The 26,707-nt window shown below is 72.5% G+C and carries 21 protein-coding genes; 8 read left to right on the top strand and 13 right to left on the bottom strand.

The features are described 5' to 3' along the window. Positions 1-27: 27 nt before the first annotated feature. Genes G7072_RS07630 through hsaA form a run of 4 tightly spaced genes read right to left on the bottom strand, consistent with a single transcriptional unit; the run spans position 28 to position 3,656 of the window. Positions 28-663 (bottom strand): flavin reductase family protein, encoded by a 636-nt coding sequence (locus G7072_RS07630; RefSeq protein ID WP_240917199.1) that lies wholly within the window; start codon positions 661-663, stop codon positions 28-30. Further along, on the bottom strand, positions 663-1,559 hold the full coding sequence (gene hsaC / locus G7072_RS07625) for an iron-dependent extradiol dioxygenase HsaC (RefSeq protein ID WP_277343407.1): 897 nt from the start codon (positions 1,557-1,559) through the stop codon (positions 663-665). The genes G7072_RS07630 and hsaC overlap by 1 nt, the downstream gene beginning before the upstream one ends. After that, positions 1,556-2,488 carry a 4,5:9,10-diseco-3-hydroxy-5,9,17-trioxoandrosta-1(10),2-diene-4-oate hydrolase gene (gene hsaD, locus G7072_RS07620; protein ID WP_206063317.1) on the bottom strand — a complete coding sequence of 311 codons (933 nt, stop codon included), beginning with the start codon at positions 2,486-2,488 and terminating at the stop codon, positions 1,556-1,558. Before hsaD ends, hsaC begins: the two co-directional genes overlap by 4 nt. 1 nt (position 2,489) lies before the next feature. Next, positions 2,490-3,656, bottom strand: coding sequence for a 3-hydroxy-9,10-secoandrosta-1,3,5(10)-triene-9,17-dione monooxygenase oxygenase subunit (gene hsaA / locus G7072_RS07615; RefSeq protein ID WP_166085076.1), 1,167 nt, complete (start codon positions 3,654-3,656; stop codon positions 2,490-2,492). 116 nt (positions 3,657-3,772) lie between these two features. Between hsaA and kstD the strand changes: the two genes are divergently transcribed. From kstD to G7072_RS20000, 6 genes are all read left to right on the top strand, one after another. Continuing rightward, positions 3,773-5,452, top strand: coding sequence for a 3-oxosteroid 1-dehydrogenase (gene kstD / locus G7072_RS07610; RefSeq protein WP_166085074.1), 1,680 nt, complete (start codon positions 3,773-3,775; stop codon positions 5,450-5,452). 1 nt (position 5,453) lies between these two features. Then, positions 5,454-6,356 carry a MaoC/PaaZ C-terminal domain-containing protein gene (locus G7072_RS07605; RefSeq protein ID WP_166085072.1) on the top strand — a complete coding sequence of 301 codons (903 nt, stop codon included), beginning with the start codon at positions 5,454-5,456 and terminating at the stop codon, positions 6,354-6,356. A 47-nt stretch (positions 6,357-6,403) separates the two neighbouring features. Continuing rightward, the gene (locus G7072_RS07600) at positions 6,404-7,564 is read left to right on the top strand and encodes a ScyD/ScyE family protein (RefSeq protein WP_346766221.1); all 1,161 of its coding nucleotides are present in this window, start codon (positions 6,404-6,406) and stop codon (positions 7,562-7,564) included. Between the two features lie 83 nt (positions 7,565-7,647). Then, the gene (locus G7072_RS07595) at positions 7,648-9,240 is read left to right on the top strand and encodes a PP2C family protein-serine/threonine phosphatase (RefSeq protein WP_166085068.1); all 1,593 of its coding nucleotides are present in this window, start codon (positions 7,648-7,650) and stop codon (positions 9,238-9,240) included. A 30-nt stretch (positions 9,241-9,270) separates the two neighbouring features. Continuing rightward, on the top strand, positions 9,271-10,167 hold the full coding sequence (locus tag G7072_RS07590; RefSeq protein WP_166085066.1) for a hypothetical protein: 897 nt from the start codon (positions 9,271-9,273) through the stop codon (positions 10,165-10,167). 502 nt (positions 10,168-10,669) lie between these two features. Beyond that, a complete protein-coding gene (locus G7072_RS20000) occupies positions 10,670-10,849 on the top strand; it encodes a hypothetical protein (RefSeq protein WP_240917197.1) in 180 nt (59 codons plus the stop codon). Between the two features lie 250 nt (positions 10,850-11,099). Here G7072_RS20000 and G7072_RS07580 read toward each other — a convergent pair whose 3' ends face one another. The 4 genes from G7072_RS07580 to G7072_RS07565 are packed head-to-tail and all read right to left on the bottom strand — an operon-like array spanning position 11,100 to position 17,374. After that, positions 11,100-12,290, bottom strand: coding sequence for a lipid-transfer protein (locus tag G7072_RS07580; protein WP_240917196.1), 1,191 nt, complete (start codon positions 12,288-12,290; stop codon positions 11,100-11,102). Continuing rightward, positions 12,287-13,681, bottom strand: coding sequence for a MaoC family dehydratase N-terminal domain-containing protein (locus tag G7072_RS07575; RefSeq protein WP_166085064.1), 1,395 nt, complete (start codon positions 13,679-13,681; stop codon positions 12,287-12,289). The genes G7072_RS07580 and G7072_RS07575 overlap by 4 nt, the downstream gene beginning before the upstream one ends. Further along, positions 13,678-15,939: an acyl-CoA dehydrogenase gene (locus tag G7072_RS07570; protein WP_166085062.1), complete on the bottom strand. Its 2,262-nt coding sequence runs from the start codon at positions 15,937-15,939 to the stop codon at positions 13,678-13,680. Before G7072_RS07570 ends, G7072_RS07575 begins: the two co-directional genes overlap by 4 nt. Before the next feature lie 40 nt (positions 15,940-15,979). Further along, complete coding sequence (locus G7072_RS07565; protein ID WP_166085060.1) at positions 15,980-17,374, bottom strand: wax ester/triacylglycerol synthase family O-acyltransferase; 1,395 nt, start codon at positions 17,372-17,374, stop codon at positions 15,980-15,982. Between the two features lie 86 nt (positions 17,375-17,460). Between G7072_RS07565 and G7072_RS07560 the strand changes: the two genes are divergently transcribed. Further along, positions 17,461-18,765 carry an alpha/beta hydrolase gene (locus G7072_RS07560; protein ID WP_166085058.1) on the top strand — a complete coding sequence of 435 codons (1,305 nt, stop codon included), beginning with the start codon at positions 17,461-17,463 and terminating at the stop codon, positions 18,763-18,765. Positions 18,766-18,861: 96 nt separating this feature from the next. Further along, the gene (locus G7072_RS07555; protein WP_166085056.1) at positions 18,862-19,038 is read left to right on the top strand and encodes a hypothetical protein; all 177 of its coding nucleotides are present in this window, start codon (positions 18,862-18,864) and stop codon (positions 19,036-19,038) included. A 71-nt stretch (positions 19,039-19,109) separates the two neighbouring features. Here G7072_RS07555 and G7072_RS07550 read toward each other — a convergent pair whose 3' ends face one another. The 5 genes from G7072_RS07550 to G7072_RS07530 all read right to left on the bottom strand — a co-directional run bounded on the left by G7072_RS07550 (position 19,110) and on the right by G7072_RS07530 (position 26,662). Further along, positions 19,110-20,054 (bottom strand): ABC transporter substrate-binding protein, encoded by a 945-nt coding sequence (locus tag G7072_RS07550; protein WP_240917195.1) that lies wholly within the window; start codon positions 20,052-20,054, stop codon positions 19,110-19,112. Positions 20,055-20,228: 174 nt separating this feature from the next. Continuing rightward, on the bottom strand, positions 20,229-22,280 hold the full coding sequence (locus G7072_RS07545; RefSeq protein WP_206063411.1) for an ABC transporter permease subunit: 2,052 nt from the start codon (positions 22,278-22,280) through the stop codon (positions 20,229-20,231). Between the two features lie 2 nt (positions 22,281-22,282). Next, a complete protein-coding gene (locus G7072_RS07540) occupies positions 22,283-23,446 on the bottom strand; it encodes a glycine betaine/L-proline ABC transporter ATP-binding protein (protein ID WP_240917194.1) in 1,164 nt (387 codons plus the stop codon). Beyond that, a complete protein-coding gene (gene betA / locus G7072_RS07535; RefSeq protein ID WP_166085050.1) occupies positions 23,443-25,134 on the bottom strand; it encodes a choline dehydrogenase in 1,692 nt (563 codons plus the stop codon). Before betA ends, G7072_RS07540 begins: the two co-directional genes overlap by 4 nt. A 4-nt stretch (positions 25,135-25,138) precedes the next feature. Further along, the gene (locus G7072_RS07530; protein WP_240917193.1) at positions 25,139-26,662 is read right to left on the bottom strand and encodes an aldehyde dehydrogenase family protein; all 1,524 of its coding nucleotides are present in this window, start codon (positions 26,660-26,662) and stop codon (positions 25,139-25,141) included. Positions 26,663-26,707: the final 45 nt, after the last annotated feature.

Below are 26,707 nucleotides of genomic sequence, written 5' to 3'. Positions count from 1 at the left end.
GACGTCGGGCCGCGGGTCGACGCTCGCTCAGGCGTCGCGCGGAGCGGTGTAGCGGCCGCGGTGGAACAGCAGGGGCTGGGGCTCGAGAGGGGCTTCGCCGTGGCCGAGGTCCTGGACGCGTCCGATGACGACGTAGTGGTCGCCGGCCTCGTGCACCGCCTGGACCGTGCAGTCGACGTAGCCGGCGACGCCGTCCAGCAGCGGCGCACCCGTCTTCGACAGGCTCCAGCCGACACCGTCGAACTTCTCGCTGCCCTTGGTGGCCATCGCGTTCGACAGCTCGTGCTGGCCGTCGCTGAGGATGTTGACGCAGAAGTGCCCGGCCCGGTGCATCAGCGGCCACGCCCGCGACGTGCGCGAGGGGCAGAACAGCACCAGCGGCGGGGACAGCGACACCGAGGTGAACGACTGGCACGTCATGCCGACCGGCTCGCCGTCGCTCATCGACGTCACCACGGTCACCCCGGTCGCGAAGAGGCCGAGCACGTCACGGAAGTGGCGGGCCTGGGCCAGCGCCTCCGGGTCGTCCGGCAGCGGCGTGTCCTCGCCGAGCCGGAAGTGGAAGTCGAAGGCCGGGATGAACTGGTCGATCAGCTCGGGCGAGGGCCACGTCTGGCGGGCCAGCGGGTTCATGCCCTCCGGCGGCTCGAGGTCCTCGGCCATCAGCTGCCGCCGAAGTGGTGACCCCAGTAGCTGACCGCCGTGGACTCGCGCGCGACCCAGCGGTCGTCGTCGACCTGCAGCCCCTCGCAGCCGTACTCCACGTCGAACCCTCCTGGCGACTTCACGTAGAACGACACCATCTGGTCGTTCATGTGTCGTCCCAGTGTCGCACTGAGGGGTGCCTGGTGCTTCCGCACCCGCTCCAGCGCGCGACCGACGTCGTCGAGCCGCTCGACCTCCACCATGATGTGCACGCACTTGCTCGGGTTGGGCATCGGCAGGAAGGCCAGGCTGTGGTGGCGCGGGTTGCAGCCCAGGAAGCGCAGCCACACCGTCGAGCCCGGCTCCTTGCCGACGAACTCCCCCGGCATCCGCATCGAGTCGCGCAGCCGGAAGCCGAGCACGTCGGTGTAGAAGCGCAGCGCCTCCACGTCGTCGCCCACCGGTACGACGATGTGCCCCATCCCCTGCTCACCGGTCACGAAGGTCTGGGCGTACGGCGTCACCACCGGCCGCATCTCGTACGTCGCCCCGTGGTAGAGCTCGAAGACGTTCTCGAAGGGGTCGGCGAAGCGGACCATGCCCTCGACGCGGCGCTCCGCCAGCTCCTCGGGGGTGGCCGACTCCACCTCCACCCCGTGGTGCTTGAGGTGGTCCACCGCCGCCGACAGCGCGTGGTGGTCGGCGACCTCCCAGCCCATGGCGGCGAGGCGGTCCTGCGCGCCCGGCGCGACGACGATGCGGGCGGAGAGCTCGTCCATGCGGAAGTAGAGGTTCTCCGGGTCCGGCCCGCGCCCCTCGGCAAGGCCGAGGACCTTGCCGCCGAAGTGCCGCCACTGGTCGAGGTCGGTGCTGTCGACCCGGACGTAGCCCAGGGAGCGGATGTCGATGCTCACGAATGCCCTCCGGTGGTCGAGCTCGTCGAGACCCGCTCGCGGTGCGCGGCGAGGAAGCCGGTCGCCACCTCGCGGAACTCCTCGGCCGCCTCGATCTGCGCCCAGTGCCCGCAGCGGGGGAAGACGTGCAGCCGCGCCCGCGGGATCAGCTTCAGCGCCGCCAACGCCCCGTCGAGCGGGTTGACCCGGTCCTCCCGGCCCCACGTCAGCAGCGTGTGGTGGCGCAGCCGGTGCGCCTCGCGCCACAGCATGCCGTCCTCGGCCGTCGCGGGGTCGAAGAAGCTCATCCCCATGCTGGTCATGGCCTCGCGGGCGCCGGGCGCCGTCGCGTCGGCGTACCGCTCCTCGATCAGCTCGTCGGTCACCAGACGCTGGTCGACCACCATCGTCGAGACGAACGCCCGCAGCGCCTCGCGCGAGGGATTCGCGGAGAAGTCCATCAGCCGCTGGACACCCTCGGTCGGGTCGGCGTGGAAGAGGTTCAGCGACAGCCCGCCCGGTCCCATGAGGACCAGTCGCGCGACCCGGTCCGGCGCCATCAGCGCGAGCCGCATCGCCGTCCCGCCGCCGAGGCTGTTGCCCAGCAGGTGGCAGCGCTCGATCCCGAGCTCGTCGAGCAGCGCCAGCACGTGCTCGGCGGCGAAGCGGTAGTAGTTGCCGACCACGTCGGGCTTGTCGGACCACCCGAACCCGGGCTGGTCGACCAGGATCGTGCGGAAGTCCTCGGCGAAGCCCGGCAGCGCGGCGCCGAAGTTGCTCCACGCCGACGCGCCCGGCCCGCCGCCGTGCAGCATGACGAGGGGCGGGGTCTCGACGGGTTCGACCGGCTCGACCGTCGGGGAGGCCTCGTGGTAGCTCAGCGTGATCCCGCGGACCTCCGCCTTGTGGCGCGTGGACTCGCGGGTGAGGACAGCCTGCGGCTCGCCCACGTCAGTACATCCCGGGGTCGATCTTGTGGCCGAAGGCCAGCGAGCCGTACATCGACAGCGCCCGCTCGGGGTCGTTGGCGGCGTGCACCCGGCCGGCGTGCGCGTCGCGCCACGCCCGCTGCAGGTAGGTGCCCTCGGCCAGCGCGCGGCCGCCGGAGGACTCGAACATCGTGTCGATGGCACGGATGGCCCGCTCGCTGGCGATCACCTGGTCGCGTCGTACGCGCAGGCGCAGCTCGAGCGGGATCCGCTCGCCGCGGTCCACGCACGCCTGGAGCTGACGCAGGTTGTGCACCTGCAGCACCCAGGCCGCGTCGATCTCGTTGGAGGCCCGCGCGATGCGCACGGTGGCGTAGGGGTCGTTGGCGGTCTTCTCCGCGAGGTACGCCGCCCGCACACGCTTGCGCTGCATCTCGACGTGCTCCTCGTAGGCGCCGTAGGCCATGCCCACCAGCGGCGTCGAGATCGTCATCGTGAAGACCGAGTGGAACGGCAGCTTGTAGAGGTCGGAGGGGTTGACCTCCTGGCCCGGGCCGAAGCAGCGCCCGGTGTCCGACATCGACAGCGTGAACGCCTCCGGCACGAAGACGTCCTCGACCACGACGTCGTTGGAGCCGGTGCCCCGCAGGCCGACGGTGTTCCAGACGTCCTCGATCGTGTAGTCGCGCCGCGGCACCATGAAGGTCCGGAAGTCGACGACCTGACCCTCGGGGTTGAGCACCAACCCACCGAGCAGCACCCACTGGCAGTGGTCGGAGCCGGAGGAGAAGCTCCAGCGCCCGCTCAGGGTGAAGCCGCCGTCGGTGATCACGGCCTTGCCGGTCGGCGCGTACGACGACGACAGCCGGGTGTCGGTGTCCTCGCCCCACACCGCCTGCTGCGCCTCGTCGGAGAACAGCGCGACCTGCCAGGGGTGGACGCCGACGACGGCCGAGACCCAGCCGGTCGAGCCGCAGGCACCGGCGATCTCCTTGACGGCGGTGTAGAAGTCCACCGGGTCGGACTCGAAGCCGTCGTAGCGCCGCGGCTGGAGCAGCTTGAAGAAGCCGGTCTCGGCGAGCTCCTTGACGTTGGCGTCGGGGATCACGCGCAGCCGCTCGGTCTCCTCCGCGCGGGAGCGGAAGGTGGGCAGCAGGTCGCGGACTCCGTCGAGGACCTGGGCGGTCATGGCGACTCCTCGGGCTCGGGCGAGCCAGGGACGGCTCTGACTCCCGATACTAGAACACGTTCTTGTTCGGTTCCAGGACGGCAGGACGAAAAGTGGAACCTGTTACAGTTTTGGGCATGGGTGAGCCCGAGGAGACCGTCGTCGACGTGCTGGTCGTGGGGGCCGGCGGGGCCGGCATGGCCGCCGCCCTGACAGCGGCCGACGAGGGCCTCGAGACCCTGCTGGTCGAGAAGAGCCCGTGGTTCGGCGGGTCCACGGCCCGGTCCGGCGGCGGGGTCTGGATCCCGCGCAACTACGCGCTCGACGCGGCCTTCGGCGACGACACCCTCGAGGCGGCCAAGACCTACCTCGACAGCATCGTGGGCGACGACGTTCCCAAGACCAGGCGCGACACCTACCTCGAGCGCGGACCCGAGGTCATGGACTTCATCCGCGCCCGCACCCCGGTGCGGTTCCGCTGGGTGACCGACTACGCCGACTACTACCCGGAGGCCCCCGGCGGGCGTCCGGGCGGGCGCAGCGTCGAGCCGGTGCCGCTCGACGGCCGGGTCCTCGGCGACGAGCTCGAGCGGCTCCACCCGCCGTACACGCAGGCGCCGGCCAACCTCGTCGTCACCCAGGCCAACTACCGCTGGCTCTCGCTCGGGCTGCGCACCGCGCGCGGCCCGCTCACCGCGCTGAAGGTCTTCCTGCGCCGGCTCCTGGCCGTCGCGCTCGGGCGCCGCATGCACGGCATGGGCAACGCCCTGGCCATCGGCCTGCGCAAGGGCCTCCTCGACCTCGACGTGCCGCTCTGGTACGACACCGAGCTCAGCGAGCTGGTGCTCGCCGACGACCGGGTCGTGGGCGCCCGGCTGCTGCGCGACGGCGTCGAGCACGTGGTGCGGGTGCGCCGCGGGGTCGTGCTCGGCAGCGGCGGCTTCGAGCACAACCTGGAGATGCGACAGAAGTTCCAGCCCTCCCCCATCACCACCGAGTGGACCACCGGCGCCCCGTCGAACACCGGCGGCGGCATCCTTGCCGGCATCGCCGCGGGCGCCGAGACCGACCTCATGGACGACGCCTGGTGGGGACCGACGTTCGTGCTGCCCCGCGGCCCGTGGTTCTGCCTGGCCGAGCGCAACCTGCCCGGCTCGATCATGGTCAACGCCGACGGCCGGCGCTTCGTCAACGAGGCCGCGCCGTACGTCGACGCCGTGCACGCGATGTACGACGGCGAGGCGACCGGCGTCTCCCACGTGCCGTGCTGGATGGTGCTCGACCAGCGCTACCGCAACCGCTACCTCTTCGCCGGCCTCGGCCCGCGCCAGCCCTTCCCGGGACGGTGGCTCAAGCACGGCACGATTGTGCGCAGCGACACCGTCGAGGGACTCGCCGAGCAGATCGGCGTGCCGGCAGCCAACCTGACCGCCACGCTCGAGCGCTTCAACGGCTTCGCCCGCAACGGGGTCGACGAGGACTTCGGCCGCGGCGAGAGCGTCTACGACCAGTACTACTCCGACCCGACCGTCACGCCGAACCCGTCGCTGCACGCCATCGACCAGGCGCCCTTCTACGCCGTGAAGATGGTGCCCGGCGACCTCGGGACCAAGGGCGGGCTGGTCACCGACGAGCGGGCCCGCGTGCTGCGCCCCGACGGCTCGGTGATCGCCGGCCTCTACGCCGCCGGCAACTGCTCCGCGGCCGTGATGGGGCGGACCTACCCCGGCCCCGGCGGCACCATCGGCCCGGCCCTGACCTTCGGCCGCCTCGCCGCCCTCGACCTCGCCGCCGACCGCACGCACCCAGGGGCCTGACGTGCCCATCGACCCGACACTGGCCGTCGGCGCCGAGCTGCCCACCCGGTCGTTCTCGTGGACGTCGTCCGACGTGCTGCTCTACCACCTCGCCGTCGGCCTCGGCTCCCGCGAGGGCGACCACCTCGACCCCGCGGCGCTGACGTTCACCACCGAGGACGGGCTCGCGGGCCCGCTCCAGGTGCTGCCGTCCTTCGGGATCGTGGCCCCCTCCTTCCACGAGACCGCCGCGCCGTCGTTGGACATGCCCGGCGTCGACATCTCCCTGTCGCAGGTCGTGCACGGCAGCCAGTCCGTCCGCCTGCACCGGCCGCTGCCGTCCGCCGGCTCCGCCACCCTGACCACCCGCATCAGCGACGTGTGGGACAAAGGCAAGGCGGCCGTCATCGTCCAGGAGGGCGTCGCCGTCGACGACTCCGGCGACCCGCTGTTCACCACGACGAGCAGCATCTTCGTGCGCGGCGAGGGCGGCTTCGGCGGCGAGCGCGGTCCCTCGACCTCGGTGCCGGTCCCCGACCGCGAGCCCGACCTGGACACGTCGTACGCCGTCACGCCGCACCAGGCCCTGCTCTACCGGCTCTGCGGCGACCGCAACCCGCTCCACGCCGACCCGGGATTCGCCGCCGACGCCGGCTTCCCCGCCCCGATCCTGCACGGCCTCTGCTCCTACGGCATCGTGCTGGGCACGCTGGTGACCTCGCTCCTCGACTCCGACGTCACGCGCGTGGGCGCCTTCTCGGCCCGATTCGCCGGCGTCGTCCTCCCGGGCGAGTCGATCCGCACGCTGGCGTGGCGCGACCCCGACCGCGACCGCCTGCTGGTGCGGGCCGTCGTCGCCTCCGACGACGCAGAGCGCGACGGAGCACCGGTCCTCGCCGACAGCGTCCTCGACCTCACCGACTGACGTCCGGCCCCTGGAGGTCACACACAGGGTCCCGACCGATACGGCTGATGGTCCCTGGTCCGTCCCCCGTGGGGGCTGCTTGTCTCGGGGGACTGTCATCAACACGGGGAGGGAAACCCATGCGCCGAGCAGGACTTCTTGTCGCAACGACCATCTCAGCCGCCGCCTTGGTCGCGGCCGGACCAGCCGGAGCAGGGATACCGAGCGAACCATCGGCGGAGGTCCTCGCCGACGGGCTCGACGGCCCGCTGCAGCTGGACGCCACGGACCGTGGGGTGTTCTTCTCGCAGAGCAACCTGTCGGGACAGAAGCAGACGAAGCTGTCCCGGCTGCGCAACAACGGCAGCGTGGTGGACCTGGTCTCACTCAAGGGAGGCAAGGTCGAGATCGCCGGCGTGGACACGCGTGGTGACGCCGTGGCGTTCACCCTGTCGCGCTTCAGCGAGGACAACCCCGTGGCCAAGCTGCGGCTCCTGCAGGCCAACGGTGTCGTGCGGACCCTGGCCGACCTCCAGGCCCACGAGGAGCGCCGCAACCCGGACCGGAACCAGACCTACGGCCTGCAGGACAAGCCCGACGGCTGCGAGGCACCGCAGCTGGACCAGTACACCGGCATCGTCGAGTCGCACCCCTACGCGGTCGCCAACGGGGCCAACGGCAGCTGGTACGTCGCCGACGCCGCCGCCAACGCCATCCTCAAGGTCACGCGCAGCGGTGCCGTCCAGACCGTCGCGGTGCTGCCGCCGCAGTCCGCGGTGATCACCCAGGAGGCGGTCGACGAGTCCGAGGGCGACCTGCCCGACTGCGTGGTGGGTGAGACCTACGACTTCGAGCCGGTGCCCACCGACGTCCAGGTCAGGGGTGGGTCGCTGTTCGCCACGCTGCTGCCCGGCGGTCCCGAGGACCCGTCGCTCGGCGCCCGGGGAGCCCTCGTGGAGATCGACCTCGCGAGCGGTGACGTCGACGAGGTGGCCTCCGGCTTCGCGGCCGCGACCAACCTGGCGCTCGCGGGCCCGAACAAGGCCTACGTGACCGAGCTGTTCGGCGGCGCGGTGACCGCGGTCAACCTGACCACCGGCGCCACCACGCCGTACGCCCAGCGCGAGCTGCCGGCCGCGGTCGACGTGCACGACGGGCAGGTCTTCCTCACCGAGGGGATCTTCGGACCCGGCCGGATCGTCCGCCTCGGCGGGGACCTCGTCAACTGACGGTCGACTGACGCCCACGCAGGGGCGTGGGGCAGCCGGTGTCACGGCTGCCCCACGCGCCCCGTCGGTGGTTAGATCGCGTCGTGCACATCTTCTCCCGGGAGTTCGGCCCCCTCGCCGCGGCGTACGACGCCGTGGACTGGGCCGCGACTCCCCTGGGACCGGTCGACTCGTGGAGCGCGACGCTCCTCGGGACGGTCGACCTGATGACGCACACGCCGTTCCCGGTCTCCCTGCTCTGGGGACCCGAGCTGCGGCTGGTCTACAACGAGGCCTTCGTCGCGCTCATCGGCGACAAGCACCCGACGGCGCTGGGACGACCGGTCCAGGACGTGGCGCCGGAGTCGTGGGACGTGGTCGGACCGATGATGCGCAGCGTGCTGGCCGGGGAGCCGGCGGTGATGGTCCACAACGCCCTCGTGCCGCTGCAGCGCCACGGCTTCCTCGAGGAGTGCTGGTTCACCTGGTCCTACTCCCCCGTCCGCGGTCCGGGCGGCGTCATCGGCGGCGTCATCAACATCGCCACGGAGACGACCGTGGAGGTGCTGGCCCGTCGCCGCGTCGAGCTGCTGGGCGTGCTCGCCGAGCAGCTCGCGACCGTGTCCCGCGCCGACCAGGTGGCCGCGGTCGCCCTGACGGTGCTGCGCTCGGCCGAGCGTGACCTGCCCGACGTGGCCTTCCACCTGCCCGCCGCCTGGTCCGGCGCCACCGACGACGTCCCCGAGCCCCCCGGGCCTCTTCCCCCGCAGGCGTCCACCTCCCGCGAGTTCATCCTCAACGGTGACGGCGGGCGCACGGTGTGGCTGCCGCTGACCCCGCCGGGGTCCGAGCCCGGCCACCTGGTCGTCACGCCGAGCCCGATGCTGCTCTTCGACCGCGAGTACCACGACTTCGTCCGCCTGGTGGCCGCGCTGCTGCGCCAGACCCTCGACCGGGTGCGGGCCCGCGACGTCTCTCCTCTCCCCGTCCCGGCCCGGGCGACACCGACCGGCACCGCCGCACGCCCCCCGGGGACACCCCGGCCGCAGATCGCCGTGCGGCACCGGCCCTCACGTCGCGCGGCCCAGCGTGGCGGCGACTGGTACGACGTGTTCGACCTGCCCGGCGGGGACCTCGCCGTCGTCGTCGGCGACCTCGACGACCGCGAGGACCCGGACGACCAGGGCCCGAGCGCCGTCGCACGGGTGCGGTCGCTCCTCCACGGTGCCGCCTTCGCCCTGGCTCCCGCCGGACCCCGCGACCTGCTCGCGGGACTGGACCGGGCGCTCGCCGGCACCAGCCCCGGCACCGTGGCCACGGCCCTGCTGGCGCACGTGCGCACCGTGCCGGACGGGCTGGAGGTGAGGTGGAGCAACGCGGGCCACCCTCCCCCGGTGCTGCTGCCCCCCGCCGGCGAGGCGTCCGCCCTCACGCTCGGCCCCGACCTGCTCCTCGGCGTGGATCCCGCCACCGCCCGCACCGAGCACGTCGTCACCGTCCCGCCCGGGGGGACCCTGGTGCTGTGCAGCGACGGCCTGCTGCTGCGGCGCCACTCCTCGCTGACCACCGGGACCCAGTGGCTCGTCGGCACGCTGCACGGACTGGCCGACCAGGACGCCGAGGACATCGCCGACTTCGTGCTCGGCAAGTCGGGGCAGGGCGCCGACGACGCCGTGCTCGTCGTCCTTCGCGCCTGAGCGCTCCACGGCCGCGGGTAGCGTGGATCCATGGAGATCCTGCTGCTGGTCCTCGTCCTCGCCGCGGTCTGGTACGTCGTCCGCTCGCGCTCGGCCGCCTCCCGCGGCTCGCTCGGTCCCGGTGGGGCAGGACGGTCGCCGAAGGCGGTCCGCGCCGCCGACCTGGACGCGGCACGACGTACGGCGCAGGAGGACGTGACCCGCTTCGGTGAGGAGCTGCAGCGTCTCGACGGCGACGTGGCCATGAGCAGCACCGACGAGGCGATGCTCCAGGACTGGCAGCGCGCCCTCGACTCCTACGAGTCGGCCTCCCGCTCCCTCGAGCTGCTCCAGGACCCCGACGAGGTCCGCCACGTCACCGCGGCCCTCGAGGACGGTCGCTACGCCGTGGCCTGCGTGCGGGCGCGACGCGAGGGCCGGCCGCTGCCCACCCGCCGCCCGCCGTGCTTCTTCAACCCCGCCCACGGACCCTCCAGCGTCGACGTCGCGTGGGCGCCCCCGGGCGGCCAGCAACGTCAGATCCCCGTCTGCCCCGCCGACGCCGACCGGCTCGCCCAGGGGGCCGAGCCCGACGTCCGCACGGTCCCCCAGGGCGCCGGCCGGGTGCCCTACTGGCAGGCCGGTCCGGCGTACTCGCCGTGGGCCTCCGGCTACTTCGGCGCCTACGCCGCCGGCGGCCTGCTGCCGGCCTTCCTGGTGGGCACCCTGCTCGCCAGCAGCTGGGACGGCACCCCCGCCGACGGCTTCGACACCGGCGACGCCGGCGGGGGCGGCGACGCCGGTGGTGACGGTGGGGACGCCGGAGGTGACGCGGGCGGTGACAGTGGCGGTGACAGTGGCGGGGACTGGGGCGGTGGCGGCGACAGCGGAGGCTGGGGCGGCGACTCCGGCGGCTTCGACTTCGGGGGCGACTTCGGCGGATTCTGAGGCCCTCGGCCGGGGTCTCCCGGGCTCACGACCAGGCGTCACCGGGCGGGGCAGGCGCCGGCCGTCGAGGGTGAGGTCCACCCGCTCGGTGAAGAAGCCGACGAGGTCGCGCACCGGCAGGGCGTCGTGGAGCGGGTCGCGGTAGGTCCACGCCAGGTCGGTCAGCTCACGTCCGTCGACGCGGACCGACCAGTAGGCCGCCGTGCCCTTGTAGGCGCACACCGTGCGGGTCGGCGAGGGCACGAGGAGCTCCTGGGCGACGTCCTCGAGGGGGACGTAGTAGCGCAGCGGCAGCGGTGTCTCCATCAGCAGCACGGCACGGCGGGTGTCGGCCAGGACGGTGCCGTCGGCGGAGACCACGACGTGGCGCGAGCTCTGCCGGCAGTCGATGCGGTCGAAGGGGTCGTGCGGGTGCCCGACGACGACGTCCTCCTCCTCGCGCCACTGCTCGAAGGCCTCCCAGTCGAGCAGCACGTGGTCGGCGAGGTCGGGGTCGTCCGGCGTGAAGCCGGCACCGGCCAGCTCGACGTCGCCGACCCGCAGCGTCCAGGAGCGCCCCGGGCAGCTGTGGGCGGTGAACGGCGTCCGCGGGTCCAGCACGGCAGCCGTGCCGGTCCCGTCCGAGCCGTGGGCCGGCACCGCGAGCGGCACGGCCTGCTCGGAGGCGACCGGCCCGTCGTAGGGCACCAGCTCGGCGTCGACGTCGTCGCGCGGCACGGCGAAGCACGGCACCACCCGCCGAGGCTCCCAGACCACCTGCGCCCGCTCGCTGTCCACGACGGCCCGCCCGGCGGCGTACGCACGCACGCGCGCCACGGTGGGGTGGGCCCGCAGCTCCGGGAGCGCGGCGACGAGCAGGGCGGCGGGGTCGACAGCCATCCTCCACTGTCGCGCCGACGCCGCCCGGAGGGCAACCGGCCGTCAGGACCGGGTCAGTCCCGGCCCAGCACGAGGCCCGAGGTCGGCACGCCCGTGCCCGCCGTGACCAGGACGTGGGCGGCGCCGTCGACCTGGTTGACGCTGGCGCCGCGCAGCTGCCGCACGCCCTCGGCGATGCCGTTCATGCCGTGGACGTAGGCCTCGCCGAGCTGGCCGCCGTGGGTGTTCACCGGCAGCCGGCCCCCGATCTCGATCCCCCCGTCGGCCACGAACCCCGGCGCCTCGCCGCGGCCGCAGAACCCCAGCTCCTCGAGCTGCATGAGCACGTACGGCGTGAAGTGGTCGTAGAGGACGGCCGCGTCCATGTCGTCGGGCCGCAGCCCGGACTGCCGCCAGAGCTCGCGTCCCACCACCCCCATCTCCGGGATGCCGAGGTCGTGGCGGTAGTAGGACGTCATGACGAACTGGTCCGCCGCGCTGCCCTGGGCCGCCGCCAGCACCGGCACCGCGCCGTGCCGCAGGTCGCGGGCCCGCTCGGTGGAGGTCACGACGACCGCCACCGCGCCGTCGCTCTCCTGGCAGCAGTCCAGCAGCCGCAGCGGGTCGGCGATCATCCGTGAGGCCTGGTGGTCCTCGAGCGTGATCGGCCGGCCGTGGAACCAGGCGTGCGGGTTCACCGCGGCGTGACGCCTACCCGCGACCGCGACCCGACCGAAATCCTCGCTGGTGGCTCCGTGCTCGTGCAGGTAGCGCCGCGCCTGCATCGCGACCGTCGCCGCCGGCGTGCTCAGCCCCATCGGGTAGGAGAAGGCGTTGTCCAGGCCGTTGGTGTTGACCTGGGTCGCGGCCCAGCTCTGCACCTGGCCGAAGCGCTGCCCCGACCGCTCGTTGAAGCCGCGGTAGCAGACCACGACGTCCGCCACCCCGGTCGCGACCGCCATGGCGGCCTGCTGGACGGTCGCGCAGGCCGCACCGCCGCCGTACGAGATGCGGCTGAAGAAGCGCAGCTCGCCGATCCCCAGCTCCCGGGCCAGCGCGATCTCGCTGCTGCTGTCCATGGTGAAGGTGACCAGGCCGTCGACGTCCGACGGCGCCAGCCCGGCGTCCGCCAGGGCGGCCAGCGTCGCCTCGCACGAGAGCTGCAGCTCCGAGCGCCCCGAGTCCTTGGAGAAGTCCGTGGCGCCGATCCCGGCGATCGAGGCGACCCCGCGCAGCCCGCGCGTCGGGTACGTCGACCCGCTCACGACCGCGCCCCCCGCCCGGTGCCGAGCACGACCGTGACCCGCGCCGTCACGTGGGTGCCCGTGCCGACGGTGCCGACCACCTCGACCACGTGCTGCTGCTCCCCGCCGTCGCGCACCTCGACGACCCGACCGCTGAAGGCGACGGTGTCGCCGGGGTGGGCGGGCGCCCCGAGCCGCAGCTCGCACGCCCGCACCTCGGCGTCCCAGCCGGCCCACGAGCCGACGTAGCGCTGCACCAGCCCGGTGGTGGTGAGGATGTTGAGGAAGATGTCCTTCGACCCACGCCGGCGTGCCAGCTCCGGGTCGTGGTGGACGTCCTGGTAGTCGCGGGTGGCGAGGGCGCTCGCGACGACCAGCCGCGTCGTCACCGGCAGCTCCCACGGTGGTAGGCGGACGGTACCGTCGTCCTCGCCCGGGAGCTCGCGCGTCACCACCGGTGTCTCGGGGGGAGGAGGTCCGACCCGCCACACCGGGAGCGTCAGCTCGTCGTCGATCCGCTCGAGGTCGACGACCACGGCCTGGTCGATCGCCGGTCCGTCGGGGCCCTGCGATGCCACCCCGCGCAGCTCGCCGACCATGCGCACACCCTCCTCGGTCTCCACCACGCCGACGACCAGCGGCAGCCTCTTGCCGGGCACGGCCGGGGCGTGGTGCACCACGAACGAGTGGACCCGCCCCCGGCCGGAGGCGACGACGTGGCCGCGATCCGCGGCACCGCAGCTCGGGCACATCGGTCCGGGCGGGTGGCGCAGCTCCCCGCACGCGTTGCACCGTTGGATCCTGAGCTCTCCGCGGCGGGTGCCCTCCCAGAAGAACGCGGTGTCGCGGTTGACCATCGGCCGCACCGTGCGCGACGGGTCGCTCACGTCCTGCTCGCCACCGGCGGCCCGGGGCCGGAACTTCAGCACCCGGAAGATCATGGTGGCGACCTGCTCCTCCCCGACCCGCCACACCGACCGGGTGGTGACGAACCACCCCTCCCCGACGCCGGTCCGCTTGGGGCCGACCACCGACTCCAGCGCGGTGGTCACCGAGACGCGCTCGCCCGGGCGCAGCGGCCGGTCGTAGGTCTGGTCGCAGTTCGTCCCCAGCACCGAGGTGAACCCGGCCTCGTCGAGCACCCCCATCATCGTGTGCAGCGGGTCGTCGGCCGGTCGCTCCGCGGTCAGCCCGTACATCGTCCAGACCTGCGCCATCGCCGGCGGCGCCACCGGTCCGCCGCGGAGCGCGCGGGCCTCGTCGGTGTCGCGGAAGGTCGGGTTCTCCTCGCCGATCGCGTCCAGCCAGGCGTGCACCTGTGGCTGGTTGACCGGGTCACGGGCCAGTCGCGGGGCCTTCGCGCCCCGCGCCCTGAGCTCCGCGGCGCGGGCGAGGACCACGTCGTCGCTCACCTCGGCACCTTGGGCAGCCCGAGGCCGAAGAGGCAGACCAGCTCGCGCTGGACCTCGTTGACGCCGCCGCCGAAGGTCAGCACGAGGTAGCGCTTGGCCTGGCTGTCCAGGTAGCGCAGCAGCTCGTCGGTGGCGGGGTCCGACGGGTCGCCGTGGCGGCGTACGACCTCCTCGAGCCGGCGCCCGACGGTCTGCAGCCGCTCGGAGGCGAACACCTTGCTGGCGCTCGCGTCGGCGACCGCGGGCTCACCCGTGGCGGAGGCGGCGCAGACCTGCCAGTTCAGCAGCTCGTTGACCCGGAAGACGGCGGTCACCTCCGCGAGCAGGTCGCGCACGTCGGGCTGCTCCAGCACCGTGCGCCCGTCGGGCGCCACCTGCGTGGCGGCCCAGTCACACACCAGGTCGCGCAGGCCCTCGAACCGTCCGGCCGGTGCGAGCATCACGCGCTCGTGGTTGAGCTGGCTGGTGATCAGCCGCCACCCCTGGTTCTCCTCCCCCACCAGCATGTCCACCGGGACGCGGACGTCGTGGAAGGAGGTGGCGTTGACGTGGTGGGACCCGTCGGCGGTGATGATCGGGGTCCAGGAGTAGCCCTCGTCACGGGTGTCGACGATGAGCACCGAGATCCCCCGGTGCTTGGGCGCGTCGGGGTCGGTGCGCACCGCGAGCCAGACGTAGTCGGCGGCGTGACCACCGGTGGTCCACATCTTCTGGCCGTTGACGACGTAGTGGTCGCCCTCGCGCCGGGCCTGACAGCGCAGCGAGGCCAGGTCGGTGCCGGCGTCCGGCTCGCTGTAGCCGATGGCGAAGTGCACGTCGCCGGTCAGGATGTCGGCCAGGAACAGCTCCTTCTGCCGCTCGGTGCCGTGCGCCATCAGGGTCGGTCCGACGGTCTGCAGCGTCACCGCGGGCAGGTGGACGTCGGCGCGAGCGGCCTCGTTGGCGAAGACCTGCTGCTCGACCTCGCCGAGCCCGCGACCGCCGTACTCCACCGGCCAGCCGACGCCCATCCAGCCGTCGGCACCCATCTGCTTGACGATGCGCTCGTAGGTGTCGCCGTGCCGCTCGGTGAGCAGCGTGCGCCGGTCCTCGGGCCCGACGAGACCGGCGAAGTAGGCGCGCGCCTCGCTCTTGAACGCGCGCTGCTCGGCGGTCAGCTCGAGGTTCTTGCCCGCGGTCTCCGCCACCGGTACGGCGTCCAGGGTCGCGCGCTCGCCCCCGAGCAGCCGGGCGACGTCCTTGACCCACGACGAGGCGACGTGGAGCGGGTAGGTGATGTCGACGCCGGTGCCGCCGTGCAGGTGGTGGCAGGTGTGCAGGGCGGCGGGGCCCTCGACGGCGAACCAGTGCGCCGCGACGGCCAGGTCGTCCTCGGCCGGCAGCCCCTCGGCGACGCGCCACGCCGCTGCCTGGGCGGTCAGGCCGGTGGTGCGCGTCGCGACGTAGACGTCGGCCATCTGCATGGCGACGGCCTGGAACTCGGCGAGCGCCCGGCCGAACTGCCGACGCTCGGCCACGTAGGCCGCGGTCAGCTCGCAGGCACCGACCAGGAGCCCGTGGCCCAGCAGGCACAGCCCGGCCACCGCGTGCCGACGCAGCACCGCTGCCGCGTCCGCAGCCCCCGCGGTGCCCGGCGCGCCGCCGAGGACGTCCTCGACCGCCACGGCCACGTCGGTCAGCACGAGCGTGTGCTCGGTCGCCCCGCGGGAGCTGTGGGTCGGCAGGGCGTCGACGCCGGGAGCACCGGGGTCGACCAGAACCACCACCACGTGGTCGCCGTCGTCGGCGAGCGAGGCCGGGACGAGGACGGTGGTGGACCCGTCGAGCCCGCAGACGCCGGTGGCGCGACCGGACAGGCGCCACCCGGCCCCGTCACGGCTGAGGCGCGTCGAGGGGCGCCGCGGGAACGCCGAGCCCGGCTCGGCCAGGGCCGCGGTGGCCCGCCGGTCGCCCGTGGCGAGGCCGGTGAGCACCCGGTCCTGCTGGGCCTCGGTGCCGCAGCGGGCGACGGTGAGCGTGGCGGTGAGCGTCTCCCACACCGGCAGGACGGCCCGGCGCCGGCCGGTCTCGCCGAGCAGCTCGCCGACCTCGGTCAGGCCGAGCCCCTCGCCGCCGTACGCCTCGGGGACGGCGAGCGCCAGCAGGCCCGCGTCGGCGAAGGTCCGCCAGGTGACCTCGCTGACGTCCGTCGCCCGGTCGAAGACGGTCCGGGCGACGTCGCGCACGGCCTGCTGGGTCTCCGACGGCGCCTGCTGCACGGACGCTCCTCACGCGCTCGAAACTGGAACGTGTTCTAGTCTAGTCCTCGTCACCGGTGCCGCAAGCCGCCACCAGCGCCTCGAGCTCGTCCGGCACGTGCTTGGCGAGGTCCCACAGGTCCGGTGCCGCCTCGGCACAGCCGATGATCCCGACGTGGATGCGGCCGTTGCTGGAGATCACGGTGATGTTCAGGCCGGCGCCGTGGAAGATCGGGCCGAGCGGGTACATCGCCTCGATGAGCGCCCCCATGAAGTAGACCGGCACCGGCGGCCCGGGGACGTTCGAGATCACCAGGTTGTGGACCACCTTGTGCTTCTCGGCCAGCCGCAGGCCGGAGTAGACGCGGACCGCCAGGCCGAAGGTCTTGGGCGCCGCCAGCTCCGCCCACTCCTGGAGCGCCTCGGCCGGGATGGCCTGCTGGTGGTCCTTCGCCGTGCGGTTGCTCTCCGAGAGCTGGCCGAGGCGCTCGAGCGGGTCCTCCACGTCGGTGCCGAGGCGCGAGAACAGCGCCGACACCTGGTTGGCGCCCGACACCTTGTCGCTGTCGCGCACCGAGACGGGCACGGTCGCCAGCAGCGACGTCTCCGGCAGGGCGTCCCGCCCGGCCAGGTAGCGGCGCAACGCTCCGCCGCACATGGTCAGCACGACGTCGTTGACCGTGCTGCCGGTGGCGTTCTTGACGGCCTTGACCTTGGCCAGGTCGAGCGAGACGAAGGCGATCGTGCGGTGGCCGCTGATGGTGCCGTTGAAGGGCGTGCGCGGGGCGGTGAACGGCGCCGCCATGGCCGCCCCCCGGCGCGCCCGGCCGAGCGAGCCACTGAGCGCCCCGACCGTCGGCGCCACCAGCTTGGCGAGCTGCAGCGGGCGGGTCGCAGTCCGGACGACGGCCCGACCGAGGAGGTTGAGCTCGCCCGGCGCGTGGCGGTCGAGCGCCAGCTCCGGGGGCGCCGGCGCCTCCGGCTCGAGGCTGCACAGGTGGGCCAGCAGGTTCATCCCCGACATGCCGTCGACGGTGGCGTGGTGCATCTTGGAGAAGACCGCGATGCGACCGTCGGCGAGGCCCTCGATCAGCCACATCTCCCACAGCGGGCGCGAGCGGTCCAGCGGGATGCCGGCGAGGTGGCCGGCCACCTCGGCGAGCTCGGCGTCGCCGCCCGGGGCGGGCAGGGCGAGGCGGTGGACGTGGCGGTCGATGTCGAAGTCGGTGTCGTCGACCCACACCGGGTGGTCGAGGTCGAGCGGCACGCGGCGCAGCTTCTGCCGGAACTCCGGCACTGCGGCGACCCGCCGGCCCAGCTCGGCGCGCATGGTGGCGAAGGAGTAGCCGCCGGGGATCGAGTCCGGCTGGAGCACGAAGACGCCGCAGACGTGCAGGAGCTGGGTGGAGGTCTCGAGGTAGAGGAAGGACGCGTCGAGGCCGCTCAGGCGTTTCATGGGAGAACTATAGAGGCCCGGACTGGAACACGTTCTACTTCTGAGACGAGCCTCACGGGCTCCGCCCCACTGACTAGGGTCCTGCCATGTCCTACCTGAGCCGCCAGCTGGTGACCTCGGCCCTGGCCGCCAACGCGATCAAGCCGGTGCCCGGCGCGGCCGCGAGCGTGCCGGCGATGTTCGCCGGCTGGCTGGTCTCCGAGCTCGCCCCCCACGTGATCGCCGGCACGCTGGTCGACACCGTCCTCGAGGTCCGGCGCACCCGCGGCCGCAGCGCTGCGCCGCTCCTCGGGCTGCTGAACTCCCTCGCGCTCGCCCACGTCACCCAGCAGGGCCGACGCTCCCAGGCCGCCTTCGAGCGGGGCCTGGACGAGGGCCTCGGCGGCGACCACCTCGACCGCCTCCGCCAGGAGTACGACGACCTCGACTGGCGCACGCCGCTGCGCCAGCTGGTGTGGCCCTTCCGCCTGCCCGTCCCCGGCGTCGAGGTGGTCAAGGACCTGACCTACGCCCCCGGCCACGGCCGGCGCGGACGCCTCGACGTCTACCGGCCGGAAGGCGGCACGGAGGGCGGCGCACAGGGACGCCCGGTGCTGCTGCAGGTGCACGGAGGCGCCTGGACCATCGGCGAGAAGGACCACCAGGGACTCCCGCTGATGAAGCACATGGCCTCGCGGGGCTGGGTCTGCGTCGCACCGAACTACCGGCTCAGCCCGCGGGTGGCGTTCCCCGAGCACCTCGTGGACGTGAAGCGCGCGATCGCCTGGATCCGCGAGAACATCGCCGAGCACGGCGGCGACCCGTCGTTCGTCGCCATCACGGGCGGGTCCGCCGGGGGGCACCTGGCTGCCCTGGCCGCGCTGACGCCCAACGACCCGGAGTACCAGCCCGGCTTCGAGGACGTCGACACCACGCTGCAGGCGGCGGTGCCGTTCTACGGCGTCTACGACTTCGCCGGCGTCACCGGCAGCAAGGCGGCGCTGCGGATGCGCGACCGGTTCCTGGCCCGCCGGGTCCTCTTCAGCGACCCCGAGGAGGACCTCGAGCCGTTCGAGAAGGGGTCGCCGCTGCTGCGGGTGGGGCCGCACGCGCCGCCGTTCTACGTCATCCACGGCGCCAACGACACCCTCGTCGAGGTCGCCCAGGCCCGGGCGTTCGTGGCCGCGCTGCGCGAGGCGACCGACCAGCCGGTCGCCTACACCGAGCTCGCCGGCACCCAGCACGCCTTCGACGTCTTCCCCTCGGTCCGCAGCCAGCACTCCGTGCGCAGCGCCGAGCGGTTCCTGCGCTGGGCCTGGGCCAGCCGGACGGGCGAGCAGACCCACGCGGCCGCGGACTGGGAGCGCTCCGACCCGATCGACGACACCGCGCGCGAGGGCTCCGGTCGCTGAGCCCGGTCCGGACCACCAGCGACTGACAACACCTCCTGGTCGATTGACCAACTCCGGGGCCGGGTAGGTCTGGACGTGAGGGAGGACACATCACCGATGAACGCTGACCGACAAGATCTCGTCGACCTGCTGCGCGAGCGTGGCGAGCACGACCAGGCGCTGCGCGCCGCGTGCTCGCTGCCGAGGCAGATCGACACCGACGTCTACGCGGGCCTGCTGCGCCAGCTCGACATCCACACCGCGACGCTCGAGATGAGCGTCGTCCGCGACTAGCCGCACACGCGAACGGGCCCCGGAGCAGCAGCTCCGGGGCCCGTCGGCGTGTGCTCAGCCTGCGCGCAGGCTCACGACTGGAGCCAGGGCTCCCAGACGTCGGGGTTCTCCTCGATCCACTTCGCCGCGGCGTCCTCCTGGGACATGCCGTCCTCGGCGATGTACTTCGCGACCGTGTTCTGGTCGTCGTTGGTCCACTCGAAGTTCTCGACCAGGCCCACCGAGGTGTCGCCCGACTCGGCCCAGTCCGTGCCGACGATCTTCTTCAGCTCGGTCTCGGGGTAGTCGCAGTCGACCTCGGCCGGGTCGTCCTGGCAGCCCTCGGTGTACTCCGGGAGCGCGACCTTCTCCAGCGGCACCTCGGAGAGGAACCACTGCGGCTCGTAGAAGTAGCCGATGAGGAACTCCTTGTTCTGCTCGGCCTTGCGGAACGCCTCGATGCTGGCGGCCTCGCTGCCGGAGAACACGACCTCGAAGTCGAGGTCGAGGTTGCTCACGATCGCCTCGTCGAACTGGACGTACGACGGGTCGGCGCCGAGGAACTGGCCCTTGCCGCCCGACTCGGAGGTGGCGAACTCGGAGGCGTAGTCGTTGAGGTTCTCCCAGTCCAGGATGTCGGGGTTCTCCTCGGCCAGCCACGGCGGGACGTACCAGCCGATGATGCCGACGTTGCCGTTGGGCCCCATGTCCATGGCGGAGCCGTCGCCCTCGCCCTCGAAGAACTTCTTCTCGAGGTCGGGGTGGCCCCAGTCCTCGATGACGACGTCGACGTCGCCGGTGCCGAAGCCCTGCCAGGCGACGTCCTCCTTCAGGTTCTTGTACTCGACGTTGCAGCCGAGCTCGCTCTTGGCGAGCTCGCCCACGACGTAGGCGCTGGCCTCGAAACCCACCCACGGGTTGATGGCCATGTTGAGGTCGCCGCACTCGCCGCCGCTCTGCGCAGCCTGCTCCTCGTTGGCCTCGGTGGCCTCGTCGATGGAACCCCCGCCGCACGAGGACAGCCCCAGTGCTGTCACCGCGGCGAGGGAGACGGCACCCCAGGATCGGGTCCTGCTTCTCCGCATGTCGTACCCCTTCGTCGTCGACCGGACCCGGTCTCGCGTCCGGTCTCTGCTGCCACTCTGTACCGACCACGCCCGATCGCTGATCGCGGCACGGTCACAAGTCCGTCACGTTTGGGTCCGAAGTGGTCATGCAACGGGCGAAACGGGCGGCCCGGAGGATCCTCCGGCCCCGGCCAGCGGGTCGGCCTTGACCCGCGCCGCTCCGCGCATGATGCGGTCGAGCAGGATCCCGAGCAGCACGATCGAGATGCCCGCGGCCATGCCCTTGCCCCACTCCTCGCTGCGCGAGACGCCCAGCGCGACGGCGTACCCGAGGGCGCCGGCACCGACGAGACCGCCGATGGCGACCATCGACAGCACGTAGAGCAGGCCCTGGTTGGCCGCCAGCACCAGCGAGCCGCGCGCCATCGGGATCTGCACCTTGCGGATCTCCTGCCAGCGCGAGGTGCCGGTGGAGCGGGAGGCCTCGAGGGTGGTCTCCGGCACCCCCCGGATGCCGTCGGTGACCAGCTTGATGGCGACCGGGGCCGAGTAGACGACCGCGGCCACGATGGCGGCGAAGCGCCCCGGGCCGAAGAGCGCCAGCGACGGCAGCAGGTAGACGAACGGCGGGATCGTCTGGGCGGCGTCGAGGACCGGGCGGATGACGAGGTCCGCGCGGGCCGAGCGGGCCATCCAGACGCCGATGACCAGCGCCAGCACCATCACGATCGCGGTGGCGACCAGGACCATGGTCAGCGTGACCATCGCGTCGTGCCACAGGTCGAGGAAGTACAGCCCCGCCAGGCAGGCGGTGACGACCGGGAGCACGCGCCAGCCGCCGAGGATGAAGCCGAGCGCCAGGATCACCGCGGCCATGAGGTACCACGGCGAGTCGGCGATCAGCGCCTCGAGGGGGTTGATGGTGACGGCCGTGATGCCGTCCTTGATCGAGGAGGTCACCGACGAGTAGTTGTCGGTGAAGCCGCGCACCACGGTGTTGGTCCAGTCCGCGAGCGTCGAGCCGACCGAGGTCTCGGGGAACTCCGCGGCCCAGAGGCTGTAGCGCGAGTAGAGCACCGCCCCGATCGCCGCCGCGCCGGTGACCGCGAGCGTGATCCGGCGACGTCGTACGTCCTCGCCGCCGGAGCGGGCGACCCGCTCGCTGCGCTCGCTGGCCGCGGTCGTGCTGCGGTCGAGCATGATCGCCATGACCACGATCGCCAGCGACGGCACGAAGCCGCGCCCGATGTCGAGGATGCGCAGCGACTCCAGCACCGGCTCGCCGAGCCCGGGCCCGTTGACGAAGGCGGCCAGCACCACCATCGACAGCGCGGCCATCGTGGTCTGGTTGATGCCGACGATGATGGTCTTGCGGGCCATCGGCAGCTGCACGTGGCGCAGCCGCTGCCAGTCGGTCTGTCCGAGGGAGTCGCTGGCCTCGATGGTGGTCGTCGACACGGTCCGGATGCCGTGGCCGGTGATGCGGATGACCGGCGGCAGCGCGTAGATGATGGTCGCCGCCACGGCACCGGAGGTCCCGATGCCGAAGAAGAGCACGACCGGGATCAGGTAGACGAAGGTCGGCATCGTCTGCATGACGTCCAGCACCGGCGTCACGAGGTTCTCGGCCCACTTGCGACGCCCGATGAGGATGCCCAGCGGGATGCCGACCAGCACCGCGACCCCCACCGAGGACAGGGTCACCAGCAGGGTGTCCATCGACTCCTCCCAGTAGCCCAGCAGGCCGAAGGAGACGAACGAGGCCGCGACGAGGACGGCGATCCGCCAGGAGGCGATGGCGTAGCCGACCCAGGTGGCGAGCGCGACCACGCCCAGCCAGCCGATCTCCGGCACCGGGCGGGGGAAGGCGGGCGCCGCGACGAGACCCTGGAGGTACTCGATGAGCGCGGAGAACGCGTCCGAGACCACCCCGGTGAACTGCATGAAGACGTTGGTGTCGCGGCTCGCGAGCAGGTCGTCGCGGAAGCCGGTGAGCCAGTCGTGCACCGCGGTGCTGTCGCGTCCCGGGAGCACGAGGGTGTCCTGGCCACGCAGCACCAGCCACACCACGAACCAGAGCACCAGCACGACGCCGGCCTTGAGAGCCGTCGGCATCAGCCGCCACCGCTCCCGCAGGTCCGGTCGCCGCTGGGGGGCGGGCGGCCTGCTGTCGCTGGTGGGCCGGTCCTGGAGCATCGTCACGACGGCGCCCCGGGGGTGCCGGCGTCCACCGCCGCGGTGCGCCGCGCGGTGTAGCCGGAGTCCTCGGCGACGACCACGCGCAGGATAGCGGCGTCGTCGACGATGCCGATGAGGTTGTCCCGGTCGTCGACCACGCGCAGGGGGTGGTCGGAGGAGAGCGCCGCCTGGGCCGCCTCCTGCACGATCGTGGTCTGAGGCATCACCGGCCCCTCGAGGGAGTCCTCGGGGGTGGGGTCGCGCATGACCCACGTGAGCGTCAGGACGTGGGCCTTGGGCACGTCGCTGGTGAACTCGCGGACGTAGTCGTCGGCGGGGGCACCCACCACCTCGTCCGGCGTGCCGATCTGGACGATCTCACCGTCGCGCATGATGAGGATCCGGTCGCCGAGCTTGAGCGCCTCGGACAGGTCGTGGGTGATGAAGACGCAGGTCTTCTGCAGCTCGTCCTGGAGCCGGATGACCTCGTTCTGCATGTCGCGCCGGATGAGCGGGTCGAGGGCGGAGAACGGCTCGTCGAAGAGCAGCATCCCGGGGTCGCCGGCGAGCGCGCGGGCCAGCCCGACCCGCTGCTGCATGCCGCCCGAGAGCTGGTCGGGGTAGGAGGTCTCGTAGCCGCTCAGGCCCACCAGCTCGACGACCTCGGCGGCCTTCGCGCGGCGCTCCTTCTTGGCGATGCCGCGGATCTCGAGGCCGTAGGCGACGTTGTCGATGACCTGGCGGTGCGGGAGCAGGCCGAAGTGCTGGAACACCATCGACACGTCCGTACGCCGCAGCTCGCGCAGCTCGGAGGCGGAGGCGGCCGTGACGTCGTGGTCGGCGAGGCGGACCTGGCCGGCCGTCGGCTCGATGAGCCGCGTCAGGCAGCGCACCAGCGTCGACTTGCCCGACCCCGACAGCCCCATGACCACGAAGACCTCGCCGGGCGCGACCTCGAACGAGACGTCCTTGACCCCCACCACGCAGCCGGTCTTCTCCTTGAGCTCGGCGCGCGAGAGGTCGGCGTCGGGGGTGCCGATGATCTTGTCGGCCGTGGGCCCGAAGATCTTCCAGAGGTTCTGCACCGACAGCGCGCTGCCGCCCCGGGTGGGACCGGAGACGTCCGCCTGCGGCCTCCTGTCGGGGTCGGTGCGTGCGGCGGGGCTGGCGTGGGTGTCGGTCACGAGGTACCTCCCGGGGTCGGCGGCTGGAGCGGCATGCCGGCTCCGTGGCGGTAGAAGGGGACGTCGAGCGGGGGCAGCGGGGTGTTGCCGAGGATCAGGTCGGCGGCCTTCTCGGCCAGCATCATCACCGGGGCGTAGATGTTGCCGTTGGTCACGTAGGGCATCGCGGAGGCGTCGACCGCCCGCAGGCCCTCGACGCCGTGCACCTTCATGCTCGTCGGGTCGAGCACGGCGTCGTCGCCGGTGCCCATCTTGGCGGTGCAGGAGGGGTGCAGCGCGGTCTCGGCGTCCTTGGCGACCCAGTCGAGGATCTCCTGGTCGGTCTCCACCGACGGCCCCGGCGAGATCTCGCCGGCGTTGAACGCGTCGAACGCGGGCTGGTTGAGGATGTCGCGGGCCGCGCGCACCATCTCGATCCACTCCCGCCGGTCGTTCTCGGTCGAGAGGTAGTTGAACTGCAGCGCCGGGTGCTCGAAGGGGTCGCGCGACTTCAGGGTCACGCTCCCCCGCACGTCGGAGTACATCGGGCCGATGTGCACCTGGTAGCCGTGCTCCGAGGCCGGCTGGGACCCGTCGTACCGGATCGCGATGGGCAGGAAGTGGAACATCAGGTTCGGGTAGGCGACCTCGTCGTTGCTGCGGATGAAGCCGCCGGCCTCGAAGTGGTTGCTGGCGCCGACGCCCTTGTGCAGGAACAGCCACTCGGCACCGATGCGCGGCTTGTGCCGGTGCTTGAGCCACGGTCCGATGGAGACCGGCTGCTTGGAGGCGTACTGGATGTAGACCTCGAGGTGGTCCTGGAGGTTCGCGCCGACGCCCGGCAGGTCGGCCACGACGTCGATGCCGAGCGCCTCGAGGTCGGCCTTGGGGCCGATGCCGGACAGCAGCAACAGCTGCGGGGTGTTGATGGCGCCGCCGCAGAGGATGACCTCGCCGGCCTGCACGACGTGGTCGCCGCGACCGGCCCGGTGGTAGCGCACGCCGGTGACGCGGTTGCCGTCCATCTCGAGGCCGGTGACCATCGCGAGGGTCTCGACGCGCAGGTTGGGCCGCTTGCGGACCGGGTGGAGGTAGGCCCGCGCCGCGCTCAGGCGGCGGCCGTTGTGCACGTTGCGGTCGAACTTCGCGAACCCCTCCTGCCGGTAGCCGTTGACGTCGTCGGTCAGCGGGTGGCCGGCCTGCTGGACGGCCTCGAAGAAGGCCCCGAAGAGCGGGCTGGTGGCGGGGCCGCGCTCGAGCACGAGCGGGCCGCTGCCGCCGCGCCACTCGTTCGCGCCGGCCAGCGTGGTCTCCATGCGCTTGAAGTAGGGCAGGCAGTGGGCGTAGTCCCAGCTCTCCATGCCCGGGTCGGCCGCCCAGCGCTCGTAGTCGAGCGGGTTGCCGCGCTGGAAGATCATGCCGTTGATGCTCGAGGACCCGCCGAGCACCTTGCCGCGGGCGTGGTAGACCGTCCGCCCGCCCATGTGCGGCTCCGGCTCGGACTCGTACTTCCAGTCGTAGAGCCGGTTGCCGATCGGGTAGGGCAGGGCCGCCGGCATGTGGATGAAGGGGTCCAGCTTGATGTCCGAGCGGCCCGCCTCCAGCACGAGCACGCTCGCGCCGTCGGCACTGAGGCGGTTGCCCAGTGCGCACCCGGCCGATCCCCCGCCGACGATGACGTGGTCGTAGGTCGACCGCTTGGCGCTCACGGGATCATGCCTCCTGGGGGGTGGTCGCGGCGCCGGCCCGGGGGTCCGGGCGCTCGCTGCTGGGGAACCATCGCTGCGGGGCCGGGGCGATGTTGTGCCAGACGTGCTTGGTCTCGGTGTACTCGGCCAGACCGTGGTGGCCGAGCTCGCGGCCGTTGCCCGACTGCTTGTAGCCGCCCCACTCGGCCTGCGGCACGTAGGGGTGGAAGTCGTTGATCCAGACCGTGCCCATGCGCAGCCGACCGGCGACGCGCTGTCCCTTGCCGGCGTCCTGGGTCCAGACCGCACCGGCGAGGCCGTAGATGCTGTCGTTGGCGAGCCGCACCGCCTCGTCCTCGTCGCGGAACGTCTCGACGGTCAGCACCGGCCCGAAGGACTCCTCCTGCACGACCGACATGTCGGTGCGGCAGCCGTCGAGGACCGTCGGGAGGTAGAAGAACCCGTCAGCCAGTGCCGCGTCGTCGGGACGGGCGCCGCCGCAGCGCAGCACGGCGCCCTCCGCGAGGCCGGCCGCGACGTAGTCCTCGACCTTGGCCAGGTGGGTGGCGGAGATCAGCGCACCGGTCTCGGCGGCGTCGTCGAAGGGCCCGCCGACGACGATGAGACCGGCCCGGCGGACGACCTCGTCGACGAAGAAGTCGTGGATGGACTCCTCCACGATCAGCCGGGCGCCGGCCGAGCAGACCTGGCCGCTGTGCAGGAACACCGCGGTGGTGGCCATGTCGAGGGCCGACTCGAGGTCGGCGTCGGCGAAGACGACGTTGGGGTTCTTGCCGCCCAGCTCGAGGGCGACCTTCTTCACCGTGTCGCTGGCCGACGCCATGATGCTGCGACCGGCGGCGAGACTGCCCGTGAACGACACCAGGTCGACTCGCGGGTCCGCCACCATCGGCACGCCGACGTCCTGCCCGGTGCCGGTGACGAGGTTGGCCACACCGGCCGGGACGCCGGCCTCGGTCAGCAGGTCCATGAGCAGGATGGCGGTGCTCGGGGAGAGCTCGCTCGGCTTGAGCACGAAGGTGCATCCCGCGGCGATCGCCGGCGCGACCTTCCACGAGGTCTGCAGCAGGGGGTAGTTCCACGGCGTGATGAGCGCACAGACGCCGACCGGCTCGGTGACCACGCGGCTCACGACGTCGGAGCGACCGGTCTCGACCACCCGGCCCGCATTCTCGCCGGCGAGGTTGCCGTAGTGGCGGAACACACCGACCACGTCGTCGACGTCGTACTCGCTCTCGACGAGGCGCTTGCCGGTGTCGAGGGTCTCGGCGCGGGCGACCGCGGCCTTGTCCCGCTCGAGCAGGTCGGCCACGCGGTGCAGGATGCGGCCGCGCTCCAGCGGCGAGGACGTGCTCCAGGCACCGTCGTCGAAGGCGGCGCGGGCGGCGGCGACCGCGGCGTCGACGTGCTCGGACGTGCCCTCGACGACGTCACGGACGTGCGAGGAGTCGGCCGGGCACCGGATCTCCCTCGTGCCGTCGGTCGCGGACCGGACCCATTCCCCCTGGACGTAGATCCCTTCCACCATGCGGGCACCCTACTGCGGTCGAGCCCGCTGCAACCCCCTTCAGGG

Origin of the sequence: Nocardioides sp. HDW12B (assembly GCF_011299595.1) — a bacterium.
Lineage (GTDB): Bacteria > Actinomycetota > Actinomycetes > Propionibacteriales > Nocardioidaceae > Marmoricola_A.
The sequence above is the reverse complement of the archived record's forward strand: the minus strand, read 5'-3'. Positions and strand labels throughout refer to the sequence as shown.